The organism is Bacillus paralicheniformis, from assembly GCF_001042485.2.
Classification (GTDB): Bacteria; Bacillota; Bacilli; order Bacillales; family Bacillaceae; genus Bacillus; species Bacillus paralicheniformis.
In genome coordinates this window covers 79,132-103,172 of the sequence record NZ_LBMN02000004.1, presented here as the reverse complement: position 1 = coordinate 103,172, position 24,041 = coordinate 79,132, and the positions used below count along the sequence as shown (strand labels likewise).

Annotated in this window: 19 protein-coding genes; 13 read left to right on the top strand and 6 right to left on the bottom strand. The window is 47.1% G+C overall.

Going from position 1 to position 24,041, the window contains the following annotated elements; genetic code table 11:
- Positions 1–43: 43 nt before the first annotated feature.
- The 5 genes from ACH97_RS02890 to ACH97_RS02870 all read right to left on the bottom strand — a co-directional run bounded on the left by ACH97_RS02890 (position 44) and on the right by ACH97_RS02870 (position 6,719).
- Positions 44–2,098: a beta-galactosidase gene (locus ACH97_RS02890; RefSeq protein WP_020453573.1), complete on the bottom strand. Its 2,055-nt coding sequence runs from the start codon at positions 2,096–2,098 to the stop codon at positions 44–46.
- Between the two features lie 35 nt (positions 2,099–2,133).
- Positions 2,134–2,973 (bottom strand): galactooligosaccharide ABC transporter permease GanQ, encoded by an 840-nt coding sequence (gene ganQ / locus ACH97_RS02885; RefSeq protein WP_020453574.1) that lies wholly within the window; start codon positions 2,971–2,973, stop codon positions 2,134–2,136.
- Positions 2,974–2,976: 3 nt separating this feature from the next.
- Positions 2,977–4,233 (bottom strand): galactooligosaccharide ABC transporter permease GanP, encoded by a 1,257-nt coding sequence (gene ganP / locus ACH97_RS02880; protein WP_020453575.1) that lies wholly within the window; start codon positions 4,231–4,233, stop codon positions 2,977–2,979.
- 81 nt (positions 4,234–4,314) lie between these two features.
- Positions 4,315–5,583 carry a galactooligosaccharide ABC transporter substrate-binding protein GanS gene (ganS, locus tag ACH97_RS02875; RefSeq protein ID WP_020453576.1) on the bottom strand — a complete coding sequence of 423 codons (1,269 nt, stop codon included), beginning with the start codon at positions 5,581–5,583 and terminating at the stop codon, positions 4,315–4,317.
- Positions 5,584–5,726: 143 nt separating this feature from the next.
- The gene (locus tag ACH97_RS02870) at positions 5,727–6,719 is read right to left on the bottom strand and encodes a LacI family DNA-binding transcriptional regulator (RefSeq protein WP_020453577.1); all 993 of its coding nucleotides are present in this window, start codon (positions 6,717–6,719) and stop codon (positions 5,727–5,729) included.
- A 241-nt stretch (positions 6,720–6,960) separates the two neighbouring features.
- Here ACH97_RS02870 and ACH97_RS02865 point away from each other — a divergent pair, with 241 nt between their 5' ends.
- Genes ACH97_RS02865 through galT form a run of 3 tightly spaced genes read left to right on the top strand, consistent with a single transcriptional unit; the run spans position 6,961 to position 10,630 of the window.
- A complete protein-coding gene (locus ACH97_RS02865) occupies positions 6,961–8,130 on the top strand; it encodes a galactokinase (protein WP_020453578.1) in 1,170 nt (389 codons plus the stop codon).
- 14 nt (positions 8,131–8,144) lie between these two features.
- Positions 8,145–9,146 carry a UDP-glucose 4-epimerase GalE gene (galE, locus tag ACH97_RS02860; protein ID WP_020453579.1) on the top strand — a complete coding sequence of 334 codons (1,002 nt, stop codon included), beginning with the start codon at positions 8,145–8,147 and terminating at the stop codon, positions 9,144–9,146.
- On the top strand, positions 9,143–10,630 hold the full coding sequence (gene galT, locus ACH97_RS02855) for a UDP-glucose--hexose-1-phosphate uridylyltransferase (protein ID WP_020453580.1): 1,488 nt from the start codon (positions 9,143–9,145) through the stop codon (positions 10,628–10,630). Before galE ends, galT begins: the two co-directional genes overlap by 4 nt.
- A 35-nt stretch (positions 10,631–10,665) precedes the next feature.
- Here the strand turns inward: galT and ACH97_RS02850 are convergent, their stop codons facing one another.
- On the bottom strand, positions 10,666–11,838 hold the full coding sequence (locus tag ACH97_RS02850; protein WP_020453581.1) for an ROK family transcriptional regulator: 1,173 nt from the start codon (positions 11,836–11,838) through the stop codon (positions 10,666–10,668).
- 152 nt (positions 11,839–11,990) lie between these two features.
- Here ACH97_RS02850 and ACH97_RS02845 point away from each other — a divergent pair, with 152 nt between their 5' ends.
- The 10 genes from ACH97_RS02845 (at position 11,991) to ahpF (ending at position 23,755) form a co-directional block, all read left to right on the top strand.
- Positions 11,991–12,416, top strand: a complete 426-nt coding sequence (locus ACH97_RS02845) for a MarR family winged helix-turn-helix transcriptional regulator (RefSeq protein WP_020453582.1) — start codon at positions 11,991–11,993, stop codon at positions 12,414–12,416.
- 12 nt (positions 12,417–12,428) lie between these two features.
- A complete protein-coding gene (locus ACH97_RS02840) occupies positions 12,429–12,821 on the top strand; it encodes a rhodanese-like domain-containing protein (RefSeq protein ID WP_020453583.1) in 393 nt (130 codons plus the stop codon).
- A complete protein-coding gene (locus ACH97_RS02835) occupies positions 12,815–13,249 on the top strand; it encodes an EVE domain-containing protein (RefSeq protein WP_020453584.1) in 435 nt (144 codons plus the stop codon). Before ACH97_RS02840 ends, ACH97_RS02835 begins: the two co-directional genes overlap by 7 nt.
- Positions 13,250–13,435: 186 nt before the next feature.
- Complete coding sequence (locus ACH97_RS02830) at positions 13,436–14,167, top strand: GntR family transcriptional regulator (RefSeq protein ID WP_020453585.1); 732 nt, start codon at positions 13,436–13,438, stop codon at positions 14,165–14,167.
- Complete coding sequence (gene gntK, locus ACH97_RS02825; protein ID WP_020453586.1) at positions 14,160–15,701, top strand: gluconokinase; 1,542 nt, start codon at positions 14,160–14,162, stop codon at positions 15,699–15,701. Before ACH97_RS02830 ends, gntK begins: the two co-directional genes overlap by 8 nt.
- Positions 15,702–15,722: 21 nt before the next feature.
- Complete coding sequence (locus ACH97_RS02820; RefSeq protein WP_023856844.1) at positions 15,723–17,069, top strand: GntP family permease; 1,347 nt, start codon at positions 15,723–15,725, stop codon at positions 17,067–17,069.
- A gap of 30 nt (positions 17,070–17,099) precedes the next feature.
- Positions 17,100–18,503, top strand: coding sequence for a decarboxylating NADP(+)-dependent phosphogluconate dehydrogenase (gene gnd / locus ACH97_RS02815; protein ID WP_020453588.1), 1,404 nt, complete (start codon positions 17,100–17,102; stop codon positions 18,501–18,503).
- A gap of 274 nt (positions 18,504–18,777) precedes the next feature.
- Positions 18,778–21,381 (top strand): bifunctional acetaldehyde-CoA/alcohol dehydrogenase, encoded by a 2,604-nt coding sequence (gene adhE / locus ACH97_RS02810; RefSeq protein ID WP_020453589.1) that lies wholly within the window; start codon positions 18,778–18,780, stop codon positions 21,379–21,381.
- A 267-nt stretch (positions 21,382–21,648) separates the two neighbouring features.
- On the top strand, positions 21,649–22,212 hold the full coding sequence (gene ahpC, locus ACH97_RS02805) for an alkyl hydroperoxide reductase subunit C (protein ID WP_020453590.1): 564 nt from the start codon (positions 21,649–21,651) through the stop codon (positions 22,210–22,212).
- 13 nt (positions 22,213–22,225) lie between these two features.
- Complete coding sequence (gene ahpF / locus ACH97_RS02800; RefSeq protein ID WP_020453591.1) at positions 22,226–23,755, top strand: alkyl hydroperoxide reductase subunit F; 1,530 nt, start codon at positions 22,226–22,228, stop codon at positions 23,753–23,755.
- Positions 23,756–24,041 lie beyond the last annotated feature (286 nt).

The following is a 24,041-nucleotide window of genomic DNA, read 5'->3' as shown; positions in this document are numbered from 1 at the left end:
TTTTTAAGAGAAACACCCACATTAAAGCGGATGTCCCCCGGGCTTATTTTTTTGTTTTTACCGCTATTCTGGCTTCATATTTTTCCAATGTGATTTCGCCGGTCAGCGTTTCTCCGGTCAGCATATCTTTAACGGCCGACTCCAACACGACGGGCTGGCGTTTTTCTGTGAAATTCATGATGAAAATATAATCATTTTCTTCATCCTGTCTGACTTGAACGGAGACGCCAGGCTGATGTTTCACATCAAAAGCCGGTTGAATCGATAGCTCTTTGATCAATGTTTCATAAAAATCCCGATGAAATTGACTGCTTAAGCGCGCACCGATATAGTACGTCTTCCCCTGTTTGTATGAATGGCATGTAACAGCCGGCGTGTCCACATAAAAATCGTCCTCATAGAATCCCACGGGATCTGCCGTATCCAGCTTCAGCACGGTCGCATAATCTTTCAGCTCATAGGACCGGTTTTGATAACGGACCCTATTTTTGTCGCCCGGATAGAGCGTATCGGTTTCAACAGGTTCCATGCCAAACATCTCTTGCAGATCTTGCGGCCATCCGCCTAAATAGGTCAGGTCAGATTCGTTGACGATTCCGCTAATATACGTCATCACCAATGTGCCCCCGTTTGCAGCAAAGGCTTTTAAACGCGCGATTGTTTCTTCACTTGCTAAGTAAAGCATCGGAACGATCAGCAGCCGGTACGGCGAAAAATCCTGTTCCTTCGTAATCACGTCGACTGGAATATCACGCTCCCAAAACGCGCGGTAGTGCTCGTGCAAGGTTTGGGGATACCGCTTGGTTTTCATCCCGAATCCTTGTGCATCTTCGAGCGCCCAATGGGTTTCCCAATCATAGAGGATCGCGACATTCGCGGGCCGGGTCGTTCCGACGACTTCAGACAGTTCATCAAGGGTTTGCCCCACTTTTGCCACTTCTTTAAATACGCGGTTCTCGGAACAATTGTCATGGCCGACAACCGCACCGTGAAATTTTTCCGATGAGCCGCGGGATTTCCGCCATTGAAAATAGAGAATGCTGTCAGATCCGTGGGCGATCATCTGCATAGAAGACAAGAGATGCATCCCCGGCCGTTTCGCTTTATTAAAATTGTGCCAATTGACAGCGCTTGGCGTCGATTCCATTAAAAGAAACGGCTGCTGTTTCAGGCTGCGGTACAAATCATTGATAAAGCCGACTTTCATGGCCAAATCAGCTGTGCTTTCCCAATCATTGTGCCAGGCGGGATACGCGTCCCAGCTGATCACGTCCAGATGCTTGGCAAACTTGCTGTAGTCCAGCCCTTGAAATGGAATGAGATCATGCGTGTCAGCCATAAAGTTGGTCGTAATCGGAATATTCGGCGTGATTTCCTTCAACGGAACGATTTCATTTTGAAAGAAAGAGATCGTCTGATCAGTGACGAAGCGGCGCCAGTCCAAATTCAAGCCGTGCACCGCATTTTCACCGATCGGAGACGGCGATTCAATCTGTGACCAATCGTTGAAGGTATGGCTCCAAAAAGGCGTCCACCATGCATCATTCAAAGATTTAAGATCATTGTTGTACTTCTTTTTCAGCCAGTCTCTAAAAGCGTGCTGGCATTGATGACAATGGCATTCTCCTCCGTATTCGTTGGAGACATGCCACATCAAAAGGGCAGGATGGCTGCCGTACCTTTCAGCCAGCAAGCGGTTGATCTTTCTCGTTTTTTCACGGTATACGTATGAAGTGAAGCAATGATTGTGCCTTCCGCCATGCAGCTGTTTGACACGTTCCGCATTGACGCGCAGCACTTCCGGATATTTTTGCGACAGCCAAGCAGGACGGGCGCCGCTCGGTGTCGCCATTATAATCCGTCCGCCGTTCCGGTGAATGTTCTCAAACATATCATCCAGCCATTCAAACGTATAGACGCCTTCCTCCGGCTCAAGAGCGCTCCATGAAAAAATCCCCACTGAAAATGTATTCGTATGGGCAAGCTTCATCAGCTTGATATCATCTGCAAGAATATCCGGACGGTCAAGCCATTGATCCGGATTGTAGTCTCCCCCGTGAAGCATGTATTTTGCTTGTGTCGTGTAAATTTTTGGCATAATACTCTCCTTTTTTAGACCATATTCTTCTCGGACTATCCTTTCGTTCCGCCTGCCGTCAACCCTGATACAAAGTTCTTTTGCAGCATGATAAAGATGACGGCTACCGGAATGCTGATCAAAATGGCGCCGGCGGCAAACGTCGTATAGCTGGCTCCCATGACTTCATTGACTAAATTGTATAAACCGATCGGCAATGTATACGACTCCGGCGTCCGCAATATGGTCGAAGACAAAACGAAATCCCCGAGCGGTCCGGTGAATCCGTTCATGGCGACGACCGCGATCATCGGTTTGGATAGCGGCATAATAATCTGCAGAAAAATCCTTGTATTGCTAGCGCCGTCAATCTTAGCGCTCTCATCCAAATCGATGGGAATGGAATCCATATACCCCTTCATCAAATACGTGTTCATCGGTATAAGCCCGCCGATGTACAGCAAAATCAGCAGCCAATGGCTGTTCATCATTCCGAGCATCTGCGCTAAAACGAAGAGCGCAACCAAAGCCGAAAATTGAGGAATCATTTGCAGCAGCATGAATAAAACTAAAGCGTTTTTTCTACCTTTAAAACGAAACCGTGAAAAAGCATAAGCTGTAAAAGAAACACTGATGATTGATCCGATCATCGTAAAGATGCTGATTTTAAGCGAGTTTATATACCATTGCCCGTATTGAAGGCTCTCTTTTCCTGCAAATAATTCTCTATAGTGATCCAATGTCGGATTTGCCGGAATGATAGAAGTACTGACCAAACTGTTGCCGGGATTAAAGCTGGCTCCCACCGTCCAAAGCAGAGGATATATGATAACGGCTGTCATAAAAACCAACAGAGAATAGGTCAGAAGGAGCCGAAAGAATCTTCTTTTCTTCATATGTTAAGCCCCCTCTTTGAAAGAATTTGTCCGTCTGAACTGCCACAGCGCGATCGAGATGACAAAGACCGACAGCAGGATCGTCAATGCGGCGGCTAAAGAGTACTGGCTCGACTGCATCGTCAATTTGTAAATCCAGGACACCAGAATGTCGGTTCCTCCCGCTGTTGACCCGGGAACAGCCGGACCGCCTCCATTGAATAGATAGATAATGTTGAAGTTATTAAAGTTAAAAGTGAATTGCGTGATGATAATCGGCGCCATTGCGATTAAAATCAGCGGCATTGTGATATGCCTGAATTTCGAAAACGCGGACGCGCCGTCAATTGTCGCCGCTTCATACAGGTCGTCCGGAATCGACTGCAGAACACCGGTCGTCACAATAAACACATAAGGAAAACCGAGCCACCCCTGCATGAGGATAAGCGCCAGCTTCGTCCAATTGGCATTCGTCATCCAAGGAATCGGATCGATGCCGAATGCGGCGAGGATTTGATGATTGAATGCACCGAAGCTGTCATTAAAGAGGCCGGCAAACACAAGAATGGTAACAAAGCCGGGCACGGCCCAAGGCAAAACCAGAATCGTCCGGAAAAATCTCTTGAAGCGGACTTCCTTCTGATTGACGACAACCGCCAACAAAATTCCCAACCCGACTTGGAGCGTGGAAGCGACAAGCGTCCAGACAATGGTCCAAGCTAAAACATCCAAAAAGGTCGACCGCCAAATATCAACGGTGAAAATTTCGGAAAACGTTTTAAGCCCTACCCAATCGACAAGGTGGGCAGGCGGAGAATGGTAGAGGTTATAATTTGTAAAAGCTAATGCAAAGCTGAACAAAATCGGAAAAACAACGGCGAAAATCAAAATGAACAGTGATGGTCCGCTGATGAGATACGGATATCCCTGAGCCATTAAATTATGATATTGTTCCTTGAGTGAACTGAGCTCCTTTTGTTCATCGCGCCGCTTTCCGTTTTGGTAGGCATCCCGCAAATTGGCGTAATAGACAGCCAGCCCAAAACCGGTGACAATCACGGCGATGATGCCTTCTGCCAATAGAAAAATCGAGTTATCGCGCGGCACTTCGGTTCCAAGCGTAAACAGGCCCCACAGCCCCATATTCAGCAAATCGCCAAAAACCGCAAAGAACGAGACGCCTAAAAGAAGGAATAACAGACCCTTTATCCATTGTTTATTGTAGAATTGCCCCAAACCGGGAATGATTGATAATAGTAAAGCTTTTTTGCGATGCTGCACCTTCTCTTTCACCTCTTTATATGGACGTCCTGATCATAAATGGCGCCAAACTTAAGACAAGTTTGACACCAATGCTGCGGCTTATTTGCTGCCGCTGTGCTTCGCTTTGATCTGTCCTTGTATCGTTTCCGCGGCTTGATCAAGCGCTTTTTTCGGTTCCGCTTTTCCGGTTGCGATCGTTTGCAGAGCCGCATCCGCCGGCGTCCATACTTCATTCATCTCAGGAATATTCGGCGTCAACTCTGAGTACTGAGATTGCTCGGCAACAGCTTGAGCCGCTTCGCTTTTTGTGACGGCAGGATCATCCGCCAGTTCTTTGACAGCGGGAACTTCTTTTGTGATCTCATATCTCTTCTTTGAGTTTTCTTTATTGGCGAGAAAGACGGCTAATTCTTCCGCTAGATCGGCATTCTTCGAATAAGCGCTTACATTGTAGCTCTTCACGCCGACAAAAGAACTCATATGTTTGCCGTTGGACAGCTTAGGCAGCTTGGCAACCCCGTAGTCGATGCCCGCTTTTTTGAACGGTTCCAGATTCCACGGACCAGAAATAATCGCTGCTGCTTTTCCTTCCGTAAACAGCGATTCCAGCACATTGATGCCTTGCTCCCCAATAATTCCGGCAGGGAACAGCCCTTCTTGATAAAACTTCTGAATGTACTCGGCTCCTTCAACTGCACCTTTGTTATTCAAGCCGAGATCAGCCGGATCATAAGTGCCGTCTGCATGGCTCTTAAAAATGTAGCCGCCGTATCCTCCCATGACGCTCTGTGCATAATAAATCTGGTCAAACAGCGCCAGGAAGCCGAATTTTTTGCCGTCAGCCGTTTTTTTCGAATACTCATACCATTCATCCAGCGTTTTCGGCAGTTCTTTTTCAGAAATCAAATCTTTATTATAGTAGAGCATCGTCGTTTCGACCGCTTTCGGCAGGCCGTAGACCTTACCGTTTGTCACCTGGGATCTCATTGCTGGTTCCGTATAGATCGATTGGATCTCTTTGTCCACCTTTAATTCCTTGATCAAACCTTCCGTTACCGCTGTTCCGATTTGATCTCCAGGCATCGTTAACACATCAGGCCCCGTTCCTGCCGGTCCATCCATCCGCAAATCTTCGATCTGCTTTGCGTAAGGCTTTTCCACGACTTTGACAGATACGCCGTGCTCTTTTTCAAACTGGGCAACGGCATCTTTAATGCCTTCGCCTTTTTCTTTATCTTCCCAGACCACGAGTTCCTTTTGCTTCGCGCCTGATGCTTCATTGCTGCTCTCTTTAGGTCCGCAGGCAGTTAAAGACAAACTGAGAGCAATCACACTGCTGATTCCAACATATTTTTTCATATTCATCATTTGTCTCATTCCTTTTATTGGATTGAAAGCGTTTCACAAAAACAATATAGCATGTCTAAGAAAAAGTGTAAACAATTATTTTACCGACTATAGTAAAATGTTTTACGAAAAAGGCGCGGCTTATGAACAGCCCGCGCCTTTTTTTAATTGGTGCTTTTCCTGACCACCAGTTCTGCACCGATATATAGCGTTTTTACAGCTTTTCTCTTTTCAAGTATTTGTTCAAGAAGCAATTCAATGGCGTTTTTGCAAAGTTCTTTAATATCGATATGGAATGTCGTCAGCGGCGGAGATACGTATTTCGCCACACTGATGTTGTTGATGCTGATGACGCTCACCCTGCCCGGGATGGCGACCCCTTTTTCATTTAAAGCCTGAAGGCAGCCTACGGCGATCGGATCCGCCGCTGTAAAGAAGGCCGTCGGCAGCTTTTCGCCCAATGTTTCAACCGCTTTATCCATCAGATGGTAGCCGTTTTCCACAGAAAATCCCCTGCGGCAAAAAATAAAGCCTTCCTCCAAGAGCCCTTTTTCCCTCATATAATCGCGAAACGTTCGTTCCCTTACGTCCATTTCGTCTTCATCGGTATTGGGATTGTGGTACGTGCCTCCGATAAAGCCGATCTTTTCATGCCCTTTTTCGATAAGAAAGTCCACCGTTTTCCTCGTCATCTGCTTTAAGTCCGGCCTGACTGAATCAAAATGATTCGGATCCGGCGTCGAATCGATAAATACTCCGTGAGGCGTCATCTGCCTTAACCGGGTTAATTCATCATCTGAAAATGATCCGACCGCAATGAATCCTTCAATGTTTTCGGGGATGGCGTCAATACCCCCCGAAATTTTATACGTCGTCAGTTCAACGTTGAATTGCTTTGCGAGCTTCTCGATTTCCAGCCTCATCGTTTTAAAATACACGTCTTCGAGTTCCTCTTTATCCGTCAGCCAGTACAGAAACGCGATGTTTTTTACCAGTGTTCTGATCGTTTTTTTGCGGTAGTTCAGGCTTTCCGCCACTTCAAATATTTTCTCCCGCGTCTCATCGGGTACGGACAGGCTTTCGTCGTTATTTAATACGCGGGAAACCGTCGAGATGGAATACCCCGCCTTTTCTGCAACATCTTTTATCGTCGCCACGATTGCAAAACCTCCATGAACATCTTTCATATTTTTTAGTAAAATATTTTACTAATTTAACGTTGATTTTTGTAAAAGTCAAGTGCTGATTGCCCTATCCCCGCCAATAAGGATTTTACATGAAAACGTTTCATTTGAAAAAACACTTTTTATTGCACCAATTGAAAACCCGTAGTAAACTGGGGTTAAACTTAATTAAATTAATTTATTAAGTCTGCACGTCAAACGAATGGGAGGATATATGAATACTGCAGCCGCTTTATCAAACGACTTTCGCTCTATTTTTAAGACAGAACAGACACCGCAAACCTTTTTTGCTCCGGGAAGAATCAACTTAATCGGCGAACACACGGATTATAATGGAGGGCATGTTTTCCCCGCTTCGATTTCATTTGGCACCTATGCCCTTGGCGTGAAACGAGATGATCAAATGATCCGTTTCTATTCAAAGAACTTCCCTGACAAAGGCATAATTGAATGCAGCTTGAGCGATTTAGCCTTTGACCGGTCTGACGGCTGGGCCAACTATCCGAAAGGAATGTTCCTTTTGATGAAAGCAGCAGGCCACCAAATCGTTCACGGCGCCGATATTTTGTATTACGGAAATATTCCGCACGGGGCGGGCCTCTCTTCTTCCGCATCGATTGAACTTGCGACAGGCGTTCTTTTAAAAGGGCTTTATGGTTTGCAGACAGACACGATCTCCATGGTTAAGCTTGGACAAAAAGTCGAAAACGAATACATCGGCGTAGGCAGCGGCATTATGGACCAATTTGCGATCGGCATGGGGAAAAAGGATCACGCGATTTTGTTAGACTGCCAAACACTTCATTACACATACGCTCCCTTCGTATTGAAGGAACACGATGTGATCATCATCAATACAAACAAACAGCGGACGCTGGCCGGATCTAAATATAATGAAAGGCGTGCCCAATGCGAAGAGGCGCTCCGCGATCTGCAGCAGGAGTTACCGATTGCAAGCCTGGGCGAAATGACGGCGGAAGCATTTGAAGCTCATCAGCACCTCATCCGAGATGAAATTAATCGAAAACGTGCCAGACATGCGGTGTACGAAAATGCCCGGACGCTGAAAGCGCTGGAAAAACTTCGCGGGGACGACCTCGCCGGGTTCGGCAAGCTGATGAATGAATCTCATATGTCTTTAAGGGATGATTATGAAGTGACAGGGCTGGAGCTTGATACCATTGTCCAGGTGGCTTGGGAACAAGACGGCGTCCTGGGTGCACGCATGACCGGCGCCGGGTTCGGCGGCTGTGCGATTGCGATTGTAGAAAAAGACCGGACAGACAGCTTTAAAGAACGCGTGAATGCCGTCTACCGCGAAACGGTTGGCTATGATGCCGCATTTTATACTGCGGCGATAGGCGACGGCGCCAAAGAAATATAGAAAGGGGAATGGATATGAGTGTGTTGGTTTTGGGCGGTGCCGGCTATATCGGTTCACACGCCGTGTATCAATTATTGGACAGGGGCGAAACCGTCGTTGTCGTTGACAACCTTGAGACCGGCCAAAGACAGGCCGTACATCCTGAGGCAGTCTTTTATGAAGGGGATGTGCGCGATCGCGACTTCCTCCGCACTGTTTTCAAAAAGGAACGTATTGAAGAAGTGATCCACTTCGCCGCCAGTTCACTTGTCGGCGAATCAATGAAAGATCCGCTTAAATACTACGACAACAATGTATCCGGGACACAGGTTTTGCTTCAGACGATGCTTGAGCACGATGTGAAAAAAATCGTATTCTCCTCGACGGCGGCCGTCTACGGAGAGCCTGAATCGGTGCCGATCACAGAAGTCATGCCGACGCGGCCGACAAGCACCTACGGGGAAACGAAACTGATCATGGAGAAGCTCATGAAGCGGACTGAAGAAGCCCATGGAGTCAGCTTTGTGTCTCTCAGGTACTTTAATGTCGCAGGAGCAAGGGAAACGGGAGAGATCGGAGAAGACCATCATCCGGAAACACACCTGGTCCCCATCATCCTGCAAACCGCTCTCGGACAAAGACCGCATATTACGATTTTTGGGGATGACTATGATACGCCCGACGGCACGTGCATCCGCGACTATGTTCATGTCGAAGACCTGATTGACGCTCATCTGTCGGCTTTGGACTATTTAAGAGAAGGCGGCAAAAGCGATATATTCAACCTCGGCAGCAGCGAAGGATTTTCGGTGAAAGAAATGATTGATGCGGCGAGAAAGGTCACCGGCAAAGACATTCCCGCCGAGATCGGCAAGCGCAGAGCCGGCGACCCGAGCATCCTGATTGCCGGCTCTGACAAAGCAAAGCAGGTCCTAGGCTGGAGGCCTTCGCGCACTTCTGTAGCAAAGATCATTGAAGACGCCTGGAAGTGGCATTCATCACATCCAAACGGGTACAGGAAGGAAGTGTCAACATGATTGAACAAGACATAGCCGGACTCATTCAAAAAGCGCTTGAAACAGGGTTAATCGAACCGGATGACGTGAACTACGCACGCAACCAAGTGATGAACCTGCTGGGTCTGGACTCGTTTCCCGAAGAAGCCCCTGCGGCTTCCGGCGACTCCATCCCCGACCTTTTGGAAAGACTCGCCGCTTATGCAATTGAACACGGCGTCATAACCGACGACGCAGACGCGAAAGACATGCTGGCGGCAAATGTGATGAATTGCTTTGTTGTAAGACCTTCTGTCATCAATGCCGTGTTTCAGCAAAAATACGAGCAATCGCCGCTGGAGGCGACCGCCTATTTTTATCAGCTCAGCAAAAACAGCAACTATATCCAGACAAGACGAATTGAAAGAAATATTTCGTATCAGGCGGATACACCTTACGGCACTATGGATATTACGATCAATTTGTCAAAGCCGGAAAAAGACCCTGAGCAAATCAAACGGGAGCGCGCCGCTGCAAAACGAGCACGCAGCTATCCGACGTGCCTGCTGTGCAAAGAAAACGAAGGGTATGCAGGACGAATCGGGTATCCCGCCCGGGCGAACCACAGGATTATTAAAGTCCCGCTCGCCGGAGAAAACTGGTATTTTCAATATTCTCCATATGCTTACTATAACGAGCACAGCATTTTATTTTCTGAGCAGCATCGGCCGATGAAAATTGATAAGCTTGCCTTTCACAGGCTGCTTGTTTTTACAGAGCTGTTTCCGCATTATTTTATCGGATCGAATGCCGATTTGCCGATCGTCGGCGGGTCTATTTTAAGCCATGACCATTATCAAGCCGGACGATATGAGTTTGCGATGACGCGCGCAGAAGACGCGTTCTCCTTTCAAATCAAACAGCATCCGGACATCGAAGCCTCTGTTTTAAAATGGCCGATGTCTGTCATCCGCCTGAAAGGAACGGCGATCAACAGCCTTGTCGATGCGGCGGATCATATTTTTCAGACTTGGAAAAACTACTCGGATCAACAAGCGGATATCACGGCTTTTACAGATGAAACGCCTCATAACACGATTACGCCTATTGCAAGAAACGTGAGCGGTGTTTTTGAAATCGACCTTGTGCTCAGAAACAACCGGACATCTGCCGAGCATCCATACGGCATATTCCACCCGCATGCTGACGTTCACCATATTAAGAAAGAAAATATCGGCTTAATCGAAGTGATGGGCCTGGCCGTTCTTCCTCCCCGCTTAAAGACCGAACTGGCAGGTGTCCAAGAATTCCTGCTCGGTCAGTCAGATGCCGTTGAAGCGCATCACCGGGAATGGGCCGAACAGCTCAAAACCGAATACGGAGAGCCGTCCGGGCCGAAGCATGCTGAATCAATTGTACGAAAAGAACTTGGCCGGAAATTTGTTAAAGCCCTTGAGGATGCCGGGGTATTCAAAAACCGCGAAGCTTTCATGCGCTTCATCCACACGGTCAATCGTCAGGGGTAAGGCTTCACCGGTGTTAAAACAGGCGAAAAAAAGGCTTATTTTAACACCGGATCAAACAGCTCCGCCAACAGCAATGAAACGGCTCCGTAAAGCGTCGCTTCATCGCCGAGCTTCGTTATCGTCACCTCTGTCTGCCTCGCTTCGGCTGTTAAGGCTTTCTGCTGTATCGTTTCTCGTATCGCCGGCAATATGAACCTCCCGCCTTTCATCACTCCGCCGCCCAGCACGATTTTGCCCGGATTGACAAGATGAATGAAGTTGGTCAGCCCGATTCCGATCATCACACCGGTTTCCCGAAAGAGTTCGATACACGTTTGGCAGCCGTTCTCGGCCATTTCAAACAAATCTTTGGCTGTCAGGCTATCCGGACTTTCTTTTAACCGTTTGTTTCCCCGCTTGGCAATCGCTTTACCGCTCACAATCGTCTGCAGGCAGCCCCGGTTGCCGCACTCGCACTTTTCTCCATTAATATCAATGATCATATGGCCCAGTTCCCCTGCGATTCCTTCCGCTCCATGGTACAGTTTTCCGTTGATGACAATCCCCGCACCGACACCGTGGCCGACGTTTACGGCCGCCATACTGCCTGCATCATCGCGGCCGCCGAACCACGATTCGCCAAGCGCCATCGCCCTGGCATCGTTTTCAACTCTGACCGTTAAGTTGAATTCTTGTTCCAGCACATCTTTAATGGGAATATTGGTTAGGTTTAAAATCGGGGCGATGCGTGACATTCCCGTTTCAGCATCGACGACCCCGTGCATTGCGATGCCGATCCCGATGATCTTTTCCTGATTGACATCGGCCCGTCCCAAAATCGCATAAACATTTTCTTTTAAAACATCAATGAACGTCTCGTTTGTCAGCGGTTTTTTCAGCAGGCTGGATGTCCGCTGCAGTATCCCTCCGGCTAAATCGGTTAAGATGCACTCCACCGTCTCAGGCCCGGCATCAATGCCAATGACATAATAGGCACCTGTGTTGATGTGCAGCATTGTCGGCTTCCTTCCGCCGCTCGAATGGCCGAGCGTGCTTTCTTTCACGAGCCCTTGTTCGATCAGCTCTTTGACAATGCTTGAGACCGTGGGAGGGGTAATCTTTGTTTCCTTGGCGATCTCGGCTCTCGAAATCGGCTCTGAAGTTCTGATTTTATTAAGAATGATCGATTTGTTCACCGATTTCATTAATTGAAATGTACCGCGTTGCATGTGAAATCCTCCATTTACACCATATCGTAGGTTTTATTGTACCACGGTTAATTAATTAAATTAACAAACGAAAACAAGAAGGCTTGCGTTCAAAAATATAATCAGTTATACTGACTATATAGTTTGGTGATTATTTTAGGTGGTGATGATTTTTGAAACAGTTAAGTCAATTTTACGGATTTTTGCTAGGAAAGGTTCTTCAGCAAATGGAGGATCAATTTGCTGATGTTCTCGCTCCGTATAGCTTGAATGCCAGGCAATTCGGAGTACTTGTATTTATTGAAGAAAACCCTTTTTCTTCTCAAAAACTGATTTCTGAACAACTGCAGATCGACCGTACGACAATGGTGAGCCATGTTGACCATTTAGAAGCTTCAGGCTTTGTGGAAAGGACAAAAAACGCAAGTGATCGCAGGGCATACAGCCTAATCCTTACTGAAAAAGGCAGCGATGTACTGTCATCATGCAAACAGGTTTTAGTACAGACAGAATATGAGGTTTTATCCCCTCTGACTGACAATGAAAAAAAATTATTTAAAGATTTGCTTTTAAAAGTATGGAAAAAGTATAAAAACTAGGAGGCATACCCTATGAATTCACTCGATTTTTTTAATGCACGTTTAGAAGCCACCATTAGTCCAATGGATTATTTTAAATCTTCAAAGAATCACCCTGAAAAATATTTTTTAATAGATGTAAGAAACGGGCCAAGCGAAGTCAGGAGTTTGACGATAAAAGGTGCTCAAGCGATACCTGAACACGATCTCCCTCATCGATTAGAGGATATTCCAAAAGATAAAGAAATCATTGTGTACTGCTGGGATGTCTGGTGCAATACGGCAGCTAAAGCAGCTAAATTTTTATTAGAAAAAGGCTATCAAGTGAAAGAGCTGACCGGAGGGATCGCGGCATGGAGAGAAATGAATTTTCCTGTGTCAGCATGCACCGAAGGGGATACTGACAAGGATGCTTGCGGATGCTGAATGGAATGAAAAGAAGGTATTGGATCGGCGTAGCTTCGCGCGATCACGTCTTGAAAGGTGTATCCGGGGGCTTTGCTCAACTTTGCCACGGAAAAGAGGCGCCTTTAAAAAGAATGAATCCCGATGATTGGATCATTTATTACTCGCCAAAACAAAATCTCAAAGATGATGCGCCCTATCAAAAGTTTACAGCTGTAGGGGAAGTGAGTGATAACAGAGTTTACAAGGTTCATGCGGGAGAAGGATTCTCACCTTACAGAAGGAAGATCAACTTTTTAAAATGCCGGGAAACGCCGATCCACCCATTCATTCCCAACCTCTCTTTCATCAAAAACAAACGGCACTGGGGTTATTCCTTTCGATTTGGGCACATAGAAATTAGCGAACATGACTTCAAACTCATCGTTAAACAAATGGTCAAAATATAAAGGGCAGCTGCTCCCTTTATATTTTTTTGCTTTAGTGGAGTATTTCGAGCGCATTGGCAAAACAAATCGTTTTATAAATGGAAAAAATTTTTCGGAAAATTTGAAATGAAAGTGTTTGCATAATCAAAATAATCGCGTTATCATACTTGTATACAAGTATACTCGTATAACTAGGAAGGTGAGTGTATGAGCCAATCTAAAAATCTTTTATATCCGGAGAAGTGGCTTTCAAGAGCTTCAACAGGTGTTCGCGTCGCATGCGAGCTGAGAATGCGCATTATTTCCGGCTTGATTGAAAGCGGTACCATTTTATCTGAAAATAAATTGGCTGCGGAATTCTCGGTGAGCCGGTCTCCCATCCGCGAGGCTTTAAAAATACTGGCATCGGAAAAAATCATCCGTTTGGAACGGATGGGCGCCGTTGTCATCGGTTTAACCGAAAAAGAAATTGGAGAAATTTATGATGTGCGTCTGGTGATGGAAACATTCGTATTCGAACGGCTTGGACGGGCCAATGTCGACGAACTGGTAACAGACCTCAGCAAAATATTGGAGATGATGAAAGTCTCCATCAAATACAAAGATGCCGACGAGTTCTCATTTCAAGACGTCTTATTTCACGAAACGATTGTCCGCTCCATCAATCATTCTTACATTTTGATGATATGGAACAATCTCAAACCTGTGATGGAAAGCTTTATTCTTTTATCCATGCGGGCCCGCTTAAAAGAAAAATACGAAGACTTTGAACGAATTCTCGATAACCATGAACTTTATATCAAAGCGATCAAAACGAAAGACAGGGATCTGATGCTTAAATCCCTACATCAAAATTTCGATGACGTGCAAGGTAAAGTTGAAGATCTGTGGCTGTCGCAACAAATGCTGGCGAAAGGGGCCGAACAAGAAAATGACTAGTTATATGTTAGGCATAGATATCGGTACGACAAGCACGAAAGCGGTTTTATTCAGTGAAAAAGGGGACGTGATCCAAAAGGAAAGCATCGGCTACGCGCTTTACACACCGGACATCTCGACCGCTGAGCAAAACCCGGATGAGATTTTTCAGGCCGTCATCCAGTCAACGGCGAAAATCATGCAGCAGCATCCTGACAAACAGCCGTCATTCATTTCATTCAGCAGCGCGATGCACAGCGTGATTGCGATGGACGAAAACGACAAGCCGCTCACCTCCTGCATCACTTGGGCAGACAACAGAAGCGAAGGCTGGGCTCATAAAATCAAAGAAGAAATGAACGGGCACAATGTCTATAAACGGACGGGAACGCCGATTCATCCGATGGCGCCGCTAAGCAAAATCACATGGATTGTAAACGAGCATCCTGAAATCGCTGTCAAAGCAAAAAAATATATCGGAATCAAGGAATATATTTTTAAAAAGTTATTTGATCAATATGTCGTCGATTACTCCTTAGCTTCGGCGATGGGAATGATGAATCTCAAAACATTGGCCTGGGATGAAGAAGCACTTGCCATTGCAGGCATCACACCTGACCACCTATCAAAGCTCGTTCCGACAACAGCCATTTTCCATCACTGCAATCCGGAACTGGCGGCGATGATGGGAATTGATCCGCAAACGCCATTTGTCATCGGTGCCAGCGACGGCGTGCTTTCCAACCTCGGCGTCAACGCGATTAAAAAAGGCGAAATCGCCGTCACTATTGGGACAAGCGGTGCGATTCGCACGATTATCGATAAACCGCAAACCGATGAAAAAGGCAGAATTTTTTGCTATGCCTTAACTGAGAATCATTGGGTCATCGGCGGGCCAGTCAACAACGGCGGGATCGTCCTTCGCTGGATCAGAGATGAATTTGCATCATCAGAAATTGAAACGGCAAAACGTCTCGGCATTGATCCGTACGATGTCTTGACCAAAATTGCCGAACGCGTCAGACCGGGTGCCGACGGACTGCTGTTCCATCCATACCTCGCAGGCGAACGGGCGCCGCTCTGGAATCCGGATGTGCGCGGTTCATTCTTCGGCCTCACCATGTCGCATAAAAAAGAACACATGATTCGCGCGGCATTGGAAGGGGTTATTTACAATCTGTACACCGTCTTCCTGGCGTTGACAGAATGCATGGACGGTCCAGTTGCCCGAATTCAGGCGACCGGAGGTTTCGCAAGGTCTGACGTATGGCGGCAAATGATGGCCGATATTTTCGAATCGGAAGTCGTCGTGCCGGAAAGCTATGAAAGCTCTTGTCTCGGAGCCTGCATTTTGGGGCTGTACGCGACAGGGAAAATCGATTCATTCGATGTCGTCTCCGACATGATCGGAAGCACGCACAGACACGCGCCGAAAGAAGAATCGGCCAAAGAATACAGAAAATTAATGCCGCTTTTTATCAACTTATCTCGAGCACTTGAAAACGAATATACACAAATTGCAAATTATCAAAGAAGCTTATCCAGCAAAAAATAGGGGAGAATTGGAGGCGTTATCATGCCATTACTGATCGTAGCAATCGGGATTGTCGCATTATTGCTTTTGATTATGGGGTTAAAACTGAATACGTTTGTTTCCTTGATTATCGTATCGTTCGGGGTTGCATTGGCGCTTGGAATGCCGCTTGACGACATCGTCAAAACGATTGAAGAAGGCCTTGGCGGAACGCTCGGCCATATCGCATTGATCTTCGGGCTCGGCGCCATGCTGGGCAGGCTGATCGCGGATTCAGGGGGCGCTCAGCGCATTGCGATGACCCTCGTCAACAAATTCGGAGAGAAAAACATCCAATGGGCGGTCGTCATCGCCTCCTTTATCATCGGGGTAGCATTATTCTTCGAAGTCGGATTGGTATTATTGATTCCAATTGTATTCGCCATTTCAAGAGAATTGAAGATATCTATTTTATACCTTGGAATTCCAATGACGGCGGCCTTATCCGTCACACACGGCTTCCTGCCCCCGCATCCGGGACCGACGGCTATCGCGGGAGAGCTCGGCGCCAATATCGGGGAAGTGCTGCTCTACGGTATCATTGTTGCAATTCCAACCGTTCTTTTGGCCGGACCTTTATTTACGAAACTGGCGAAAAAAATCGTCCCGCAATCATTTGAGAAAATGGGCAGCATCGCTTCACTCGGTGAGCAGAAAACGTTCAAGCTTGAAGAGACGCCCGGCTTCGGCATCAGCGTCTTCACAGCTATGCTTCCGGTCATTATCATGTCTATTTCGACTGTTATTACGCTTATTCAAGAAACGATGGGCCTTGCAGACAACAGCCTGCTGGCAGCGGTTCGTTTAATCGGGAATGCCTCGACTTCGATGGTCATCTCCCTGTTGGTCGCGATCTATACGATGGGGATCGCCAGAAAGATCCCGATCAAACAAGTGATGGATTCCTGTTCAACCGCCATTACACAAATCGGAATGATGCTCTTGATCATCGGGGGCGGCGGCGCCTTCAAACAAGTCTTGATCAATGGCGGAGTAGGCGACTATGTAGCTGAATTATTCAAAGGAACAGCCATGTCGCCGATCTTGCTCGCCTGGGTCATCGCCGCAATTCTGCGCATCTCCTTAGGATCCGCGACAGTTGCTGCATTAAGCACAACCGGACTCGTTCTTCCGATGCTCGGACAAAGCGATGTCAATCTTGCGCTGGTTGTGCTTGCAACAGGGGCCGGAAGTGTAATCGCTTCCCATGTCAATGACGCAGGCTTCTGGATGTTCAAAGAGTATTTCGGACTAAGCATGAAAGAGACATTTGCCACCTGGACACTGCTTGAAACCATTATCGCGGTGGCCGGATTAGGATTTACTTTATTGTTAAGCCTATTTGTATAAAAAAGTCTTAAATGAAGGAGCAGGTATTACATGCGCAATACAATCGGTGTCATAGGTTTGGGAGTCATGGGGAGCAATATCGCCCTGAACATGGCAAGCAAAGGCGAACAAGTCGCCGTCTATAACTACACAAGGGATTTAACCGATCAACTCGTCCAAAAAACGGGAGGCCAAACAGTCAAGCCGTACTATGAACTTGAAGATTTCGTACAGTCTTTAGAAAAACCGAGAAAAATCTTTCTTATGGTCACAGCAGGCAAACCGGTTGATTCTGTTATCGACTCGCTCGTTCCTCTGCTTGAAGAAGGGGATGTCATCATGGACGGCGGCAACTCCCACTACGAAGATACGGAACGAAGATATGACAGTTTGAAAGCGAAAGGTATCGGCTACTTGGGAATCGGCATTTCCGGCGGCGAAGTCGGCGCTTTAAAAGGCCCATCCATTATGCCCGGCGGAGATCGGGACGTCTACGAAAAAGCAGCTCCGATTCTCACAAAAATCGCCGCCCAAGTAGAAGGAGATCCATGCTGTGTCTACATCGGTCCAAAAGGCGCGGGGCATTTTGTCAAAATGGTGCACAACGGCATCGAATACGCAGACATGCAGCTTATCGCTGAAGCGTATACATTTTTAAGAGAAAAGCTTCTTTTGCCGATAGATGAAATCGCTGACATTTTCGACACGTGGAATCAAGGAGAGCTGAAAAGCTATTTAATCGAAATCACGGCAGAGATCCTGAGGAAAAAGGATGAGCGAACGGGCGCTCCGCTCATCGACGTCATCCTCGACAAAACCGGCCAAAAAGGCACGGGCAAATGGACGAGCCTGCAGGCCATCGACAACGGCATTCCATCATCAATTATCACGGAATCCCTGTTTGCCCGTTACCTGTCATCATTAAAAGACGAACGGACAGCTGCCGAAAACGTATTGGCCGGGCCTGAAACAGAAGAACGGCCCCTGGATCAGAACGTGTGGATCGACCGCGTCAGACAGGCGTTATACATGGGGAAAGTCTGCGCCTATGCCCAAGGCTTCGCTCAATATAAAATGACGTCTGATCTGAACGGATGGCACCTGCCGTTAAAGGACATCGCCCTCATCTTCCGCGGCGGCTGCATCATCCGCGCACAATTTTTAAATCTCATCAGCGAAGCTTTCGACAAACAGCCGGACCTGTCCAACCTGCTGGTCGCACCTGACTTCGCTGAAAAACTAAAAGAATACCAGTCCGGCTTGCGAAAGGTCGTCTGCGAAGGCATCAGCTCAGGCATCTCATTCCCGTGCCTGAGCACCGCCCTCTCCTATTACGACGGCTACCGGACGGGCCGCTCAAACGCAAACCTACTGCAGGCGCAGCGCGATTATTTCGGCGCTCACACGTATGAGCGGACGGATATGGAAGGCGTGTTTCATACGGACTGGTATTAAAAGCTGCACCCCGGACCTCGGGGTGCATTCTTATTTTACTCAAGAATGAATTTCATACTTTGTTCAACATTTCACAAACTCATACTTCAAATTCGTGATATGATAAATTCAGCCACAGAAAAGGAGGACTGATACCAAAATAAACCAGATATCCGCTTCAGGGATAAAATTTTTTAACTCCACTTGTGAAATGTTTCACAAACAATGTCCGCATCATTCATCCCTGAACATCCTGTTGTAATCAAATTCCTATTCATTCACTGGAGGGTTTACAATGGCAATCGAAGAAAAGGAAATGAAACAAAAGCAAAATGCCTCAACCATGGTTGATCAGCTAGTCGAAAAAGGCCTAAAGGCATTGGAAGAATTCCGCAGCTTTGATCAGGAGCAGATTGATGAGATCGTCAAACAGATGGCGCTTGCCGGCCTTGATCAGCACATGCCTCTCGCCAAACTTGCCGTCGAAGAAACGAAGCGCGGCGTTTATGAAGATAAAATCATTAAAAACATGTTTGCCACAGAGTATGTCTACCATCATATCAAATACGATAAAACAGTGGGCATCATCAATGAAAACGAACACGACGGAGTCATTGAAATCGCGGAGCCTGTCGGTGTCATCGCCGGCGTGACGCCGGTGACCAACCCTACTTCCACTACAATGTTCAAGTCCCTGATAGCGATCAAAACAAGAAACCCTATCGTGTTTGCTTTCCATCCATCGGCCCAAAAATGCAGCCGCGAAGCGGCGAGAATCCTTCGGGACGCAGCCGTCAAAGCAGGAGCACCCGACAACTGTATCCAATGGATTGAAACGCCTTCGCTGAATGCAACTCAAGCCTTAATGACCCATCCGAACGTTTCCCTGATTCTCGCAACAGGGGGCGCCGGCATGGTGAAATCAGCGTACAGCTCCGGAAAACCGGCCCTTGGCGTCGGACCTGGAAACGTTCCGTGCTACATCGAGAAGTCTGCCAACCTGAAGCAAGCCGTCAATGATCTGATCTTATCCAAAACATTTGACAACGGCATGATTTGCGCATCAGAGCAGGCCGTCATCATAGACAAAGACATCTACTCAGACGTCAAAGTCGAAATGACAAGAAACAACTGCTATTTCTTAAATGAAACCGAAAAATCAAAGGTCGAGAAATTGGTCATCAATGAAAATACTTGCGCGGTAAACGCTGATATCGTCGGCATGCCGGCATTCAAAATCGCTGAAATGGCCGGTGTCAAAGTGCCTCAAGATACAAAAATCCTCATCGCCGAATTAGAAGGCGTAGGTCCGGATTACCCGCTTTCCAGGGAAAAACTGAGCCCTGTTTTAGCGTGCTACAAAGTCAGCGGAATTCAAGAGGGATTAAAACGCGCCGAAGACATGCTCGCGTTCGGTGGAACCGGCCACTCGGCGGTAATTCATACGAACGATCAAGAAGCCGTTAAAGAATTCGGATTACGGATGAAAGCCGGGCGGATCATCGTCAATGCACCGTCGTCACAAGGGGCGATCGGCGACATTTACAACGCCTATATGCCTTCTTTAACACTCGGATGCGGCACATATGGCGGAAACTCCGTCTCGTCAAACGTTGGAGCTGTTCATTTAATCAACACGAAAAAAGTGGCGAAAAGGAATGTCAATATGCAGTGGTTTAAAGTTCCTCCAAAAATCTATTTTGAAAAACACGCAACCCAATATTTAGCGAAAATGCCTGACATCTCAAAAGCGTTGATTGTGACTGATCCGGGGATGGTGAAACTCGGATATGTAGACCGCGTCCTACACTACTTAAGAAGGCGCCCGGATTACGTTCATTGTGAAATTTTTTCTGATGTCGAGCCTGATCCTTCAATCGAAACGGTGATGAACGGCGTCGACATGATGGCCAAATTCCAGCCGGATGTCATCATCGCCCTCGGCGGAGGTTCTGCAATGGATGCCGCAAAAGGAATGTGGTTGTTCTATGAGCACCCGGATGCTGAATTCTTTGGATTAAAGCAAAAATTCCTGGACATCCGCAAGCGCATTGTCAAATACCCGAAACTGGGCGAAAAAGCAAAATTCGTCGCGATCCCGACGACATCAGGCACAGGCTCTGAAGTCACTTCATTCTCTGTCATTACAGACAAAGAAACGAATACGAAGTATCCGCTGGCCGACTATGAATTAACGCCGGACGTCGCGATCATTGACCCGCAATTTGTCATGACCGTGCCGAAACATATTACGGCTGACACAGGAATGGACGTATTAACTCACGCAATTGAATCATACGTATCGTGCATGGCTAACGACTATACAGACGGCTTGGCCATGAAGGCCATCCAGCTGATCTTCGAATACCTGCCTAGAGCATACAAAAACGGCAGCGACGAGCTGGCCCGCGAAAAAGTGCATAATGCATCAACGATTGCCGGAATGGCGTTTTCCAATGCCTTCCTTGGCATCAACCACAGCTTAGCCCATAAGCTTGGCGCGGAGTTTCACATCGCTCATGGACGGGCAAACGCCATCCTTCTGCCGCACGTGATCCGCTATAATGCAGAAAAGCCGAAAAAGTTCACGGCATTTCCTAAATACAGCCACTTCATAGCCGATCAGCGCTACGCGGAGATTGCCAGAACGCTCGGCCTGCCTGCAAAAACAACTGCAGAAGGCGTTGAAAGCCTGATCCAGGAGATTATCTCGCTCGCCAAAGAGCTTAAAATTCCGATGAGCATTAAACAAAACGGCGTGGATGCTGCCGCATTCGAAAGCAAAGTGGATCTCATGGCCGAACGCGCCTTTGAAGATCAGTGTACGACAGCCAATCCGAAGCTGCCGCTCGTTTCGGAGCTTGCTGAGATTTACCGTTCCGCATATAAAGGAGTTTAGCCAAAGAAGCCGTCATTCCGACGGCTTTTCGTTTTCAATTAGGACTCTTCATTCTCACTACTCTACCATTTGTGCCAATCATACTATATGAAAGTTACGAAACTCCAACTCTTTTCTTTAGCTGAAATACTTAACAAAAAATTAATGGGCTTTCCCCTTGACAAAAAATATTTATTACTTGATAATTTGTATATAATTATAATAATTACAGAGAAATAAAGTTTACAATTTTTATTTCTCTTAAACTACATTCAGGAGGACGATATTATGTCTCTAATCGGAAAAGAAGTACAACCATTCGCAGCGAAAGCTTACAAAAACGGTGAGTTTATCGATGTTACACACGAAGATCTAAAAGGCCAATGGAGCATTTTCTGCTTCTATCCAGCAGATTTCTCATTTGTTTGCCCGACTGAGCTTGAAGACCTTCAAAACGAATATGCTGCCCTAAAAGAACTTGGTGTCGAAGTATACTCTGTTTCTACAGACACTCACTTCGTACATAAAGGATGGCATGACAGCTCTGAGAAAATCGGCAAAATCACTTACGCGATGATCGGCGACCCGTCTCAAACGATCTCCCGCAACTTTGAAGTGCTGAACGAAGAAGAAGGTCTTGCTGACCGCGGAACATTCATCATCGATCCGGACGGTGTGATCCAAGCTGTTGAAATCAACGCAGGCGGTATCGGCCGTGATGCAAGCACCCTGATCAACAAAGTAAAAGCGGCTCAATACGTCCGCCAAAACCCAGGCGAAGTTTGCCCGGCTAAATGGGAAGAAGGTTCTGAAACACTGACACCAAGCCTTGACCTAGTAGGCAAAATCTAAGGAGTGCATTCAATTGGTACTTGAAGCAAATATCAAAGCACAATTAAACCAATACATGCAGATGATTGAAAATGACATCGTCCTTAAAGTCAGTACAGGCGATGACAGTGTCTCTAAGGATATGCTGGCTCTTGTAGAAGAGCTGGCTTCCATGTCATCAAAAATCACTGTTGAAAAGGCGCAGCTCGACAGAACGCCAAGCTTCAGCGTCAATCGTGCCGGAGAAGAAACAGGCGTCACATTCGCCGGAGTTCCGCTCGGTCACGAATTCACATCTTTGGTGCTGGCACTCTTGCAAGTAAGCGGCCGACCGCCGAAAGTCGATCAAAAAATCATCGATCAAATCAAGAACATCAGCGGCGAATACCGCTTCGAATCTTATATCAGCCTCACATGCCACAACTGCCCGGACGTTGTGCAGGCATTGAACATGATGAGCGTGCTCAACCCGAACATCACGCACACGATGATCGATGGTGCGGCATACAAGTCAGAAGTCGAAAGCAAAAACATTATGGCTGTGCCGACCGTATACTTAAACGGCGAATCCTTTGGAAGCGGCCGAATGACGCTTGAAGAAATTCTTGCGAAAATGGGCAGCGGCACAGATGCATCTGAGCTTTCTGATAAAGATCCGTTCGATGTACTCGTTGTCGGAGGCGGACCTGCCGGTGCAAGCGCAGCAATCTATGCGGCGCGCAAAGGCATCCGCACAGGAATCGTTGCCGAACGCTTCGGCGGCCAAGTCCTTGACACGATGAGCATCGAGAACTTCATCAGCGTGAAGCGCACCGAAGGGCCGAAGCTTGCGGCAAGCCTTGAAGAACACGTGAAGGATTACGAGATCGACGTCATGAACCTGCAACGCGCAAAAGGTCTCGAGAAAAAAGATCTTTTCCATCTTGAACTCGAAAACGGAGCTGTTCTGAAAAGCAAAACCGTCATTCTGTCAACTGGCGCACGCTGGCGCAATATCGGCGTACCTGGCGAACAAGAGTTCAAAAACAAAGGTGTCGCATACTGCCCTCACTGTGACGGACCGTTGTTTGAAGGCAAAGACGTCGCCGTCATCGGCGGCGGAAACTCCGGTATCGAAGCAGCGATTGACCTTGCAGGTATCGTCAACCACGTGACTGTTCTTGAGTTCGCACCGGAGCTGAAAGCAGACGAAGTTCTGCAAAAACGTCTCTACAGTCTCCCTAACGTGACTGTCGTGAAAAACGCCCAAACAAAAGAAATCACGGGTGATGAAAACGTAAACGGCATCACTTACGTTGACCGTGAAACAGGAGAAGAAAAACACGTCGAGCTCCAAGGCGTCTTCGTCCAAATCGGTCTTGTGCCGAACACGGAATGGCTCCCTGAAACCGTCGAACGCAACCGCATCGGCGAAATTGCAGTCGACAAACGCGGCGAAACAACCATCCCTGGCCTATTCGCTGCCGGCGACTGCACAGACGGACCATATAACCAAATCATTATTTCAATGGGATCGGGGGCAAATGCCGCATTAGGGGCGTTTGATTATTTGATCCGGAACTAACATGAAAGGCGCTATGCTGCTTAAACGGCAGTATGGCGCTTTTTTATGTTATAACCCATATAAATAGGACTTCACATCATGGCCAACAAACGCTTTCCATATGATCAAATTGTACGGATAGGACCAAGCGGGATATTGCGATTGTCCATTCATGTATGAATTGTATTCCATGACTCCATTCCTCTCGTTCTCATGTCTACATTAAATATAAACCTATAAAAGGAAACGGTTAATCAAAAATAAAGACGGCATACTGCATGCAGTACACCGTCTTTTTCAAGAGATT

What these genes read in the sequence shown, in the direction of transcription:
- ACH97_RS02890 (WP_020453573.1), bottom strand. Translation starts at nt 2,098, where the DNA reads ATGCCAAAAATTTACACGACACAAGCAAAATACATGCTTCACGGGGGA.
- ganQ (WP_020453574.1), bottom strand. Translation starts at nt 2,973, where the DNA reads ATGAAGAAAAGAAGATTCTTTCGGCTCCTTCTGACCTATTCTCTGTTG.
- ganS (WP_020453576.1), bottom strand. Translation starts at nt 5,583, where the DNA reads ATGATGAATATGAAAAAATATGTTGGAATCAGCAGTGTGATTGCTCTC.
- ACH97_RS02865 (WP_020453578.1), top strand. Translation starts at nt 6,961, where the DNA reads ATGAATACTGCAGCCGCTTTATCAAACGACTTTCGCTCTATTTTTAAG.
- galE (WP_020453579.1), top strand. Translation starts at nt 8,145, where the DNA reads ATGAGTGTGTTGGTTTTGGGCGGTGCCGGCTATATCGGTTCACACGCC.
- galT (WP_020453580.1), top strand. Translation starts at nt 9,143, where the DNA reads ATGATTGAACAAGACATAGCCGGACTCATTCAAAAAGCGCTTGAAACA.
- ACH97_RS02850 (WP_020453581.1), bottom strand. Translation starts at nt 11,838, where the DNA reads ATGCAACGCGGTACATTTCAATTAATGAAATCGGTGAACAAATCGATC.
- ACH97_RS02840 (WP_020453583.1), top strand. Translation starts at nt 12,429, where the DNA reads ATGAATTCACTCGATTTTTTTAATGCACGTTTAGAAGCCACCATTAGT.
- ACH97_RS02835 (WP_020453584.1), top strand. Translation starts at nt 12,815, where the DNA reads ATGCTGAATGGAATGAAAAGAAGGTATTGGATCGGCGTAGCTTCGCGC.
- ACH97_RS02830 (WP_020453585.1), top strand. Translation starts at nt 13,436, where the DNA reads ATGAGCCAATCTAAAAATCTTTTATATCCGGAGAAGTGGCTTTCAAGA.
- gntK (WP_020453586.1), top strand. Translation starts at nt 14,160, where the DNA reads ATGACTAGTTATATGTTAGGCATAGATATCGGTACGACAAGCACGAAA.
- ACH97_RS02820 (WP_023856844.1), top strand. Translation starts at nt 15,723, where the DNA reads ATGCCATTACTGATCGTAGCAATCGGGATTGTCGCATTATTGCTTTTG.
- gnd (WP_020453588.1), top strand. Translation starts at nt 17,100, where the DNA reads ATGCGCAATACAATCGGTGTCATAGGTTTGGGAGTCATGGGGAGCAAT.
- adhE (WP_020453589.1), top strand. Translation starts at nt 18,778, where the DNA reads ATGGCAATCGAAGAAAAGGAAATGAAACAAAAGCAAAATGCCTCAACC.
- ahpC (WP_020453590.1), top strand. Translation starts at nt 21,649, where the DNA reads ATGTCTCTAATCGGAAAAGAAGTACAACCATTCGCAGCGAAAGCTTAC.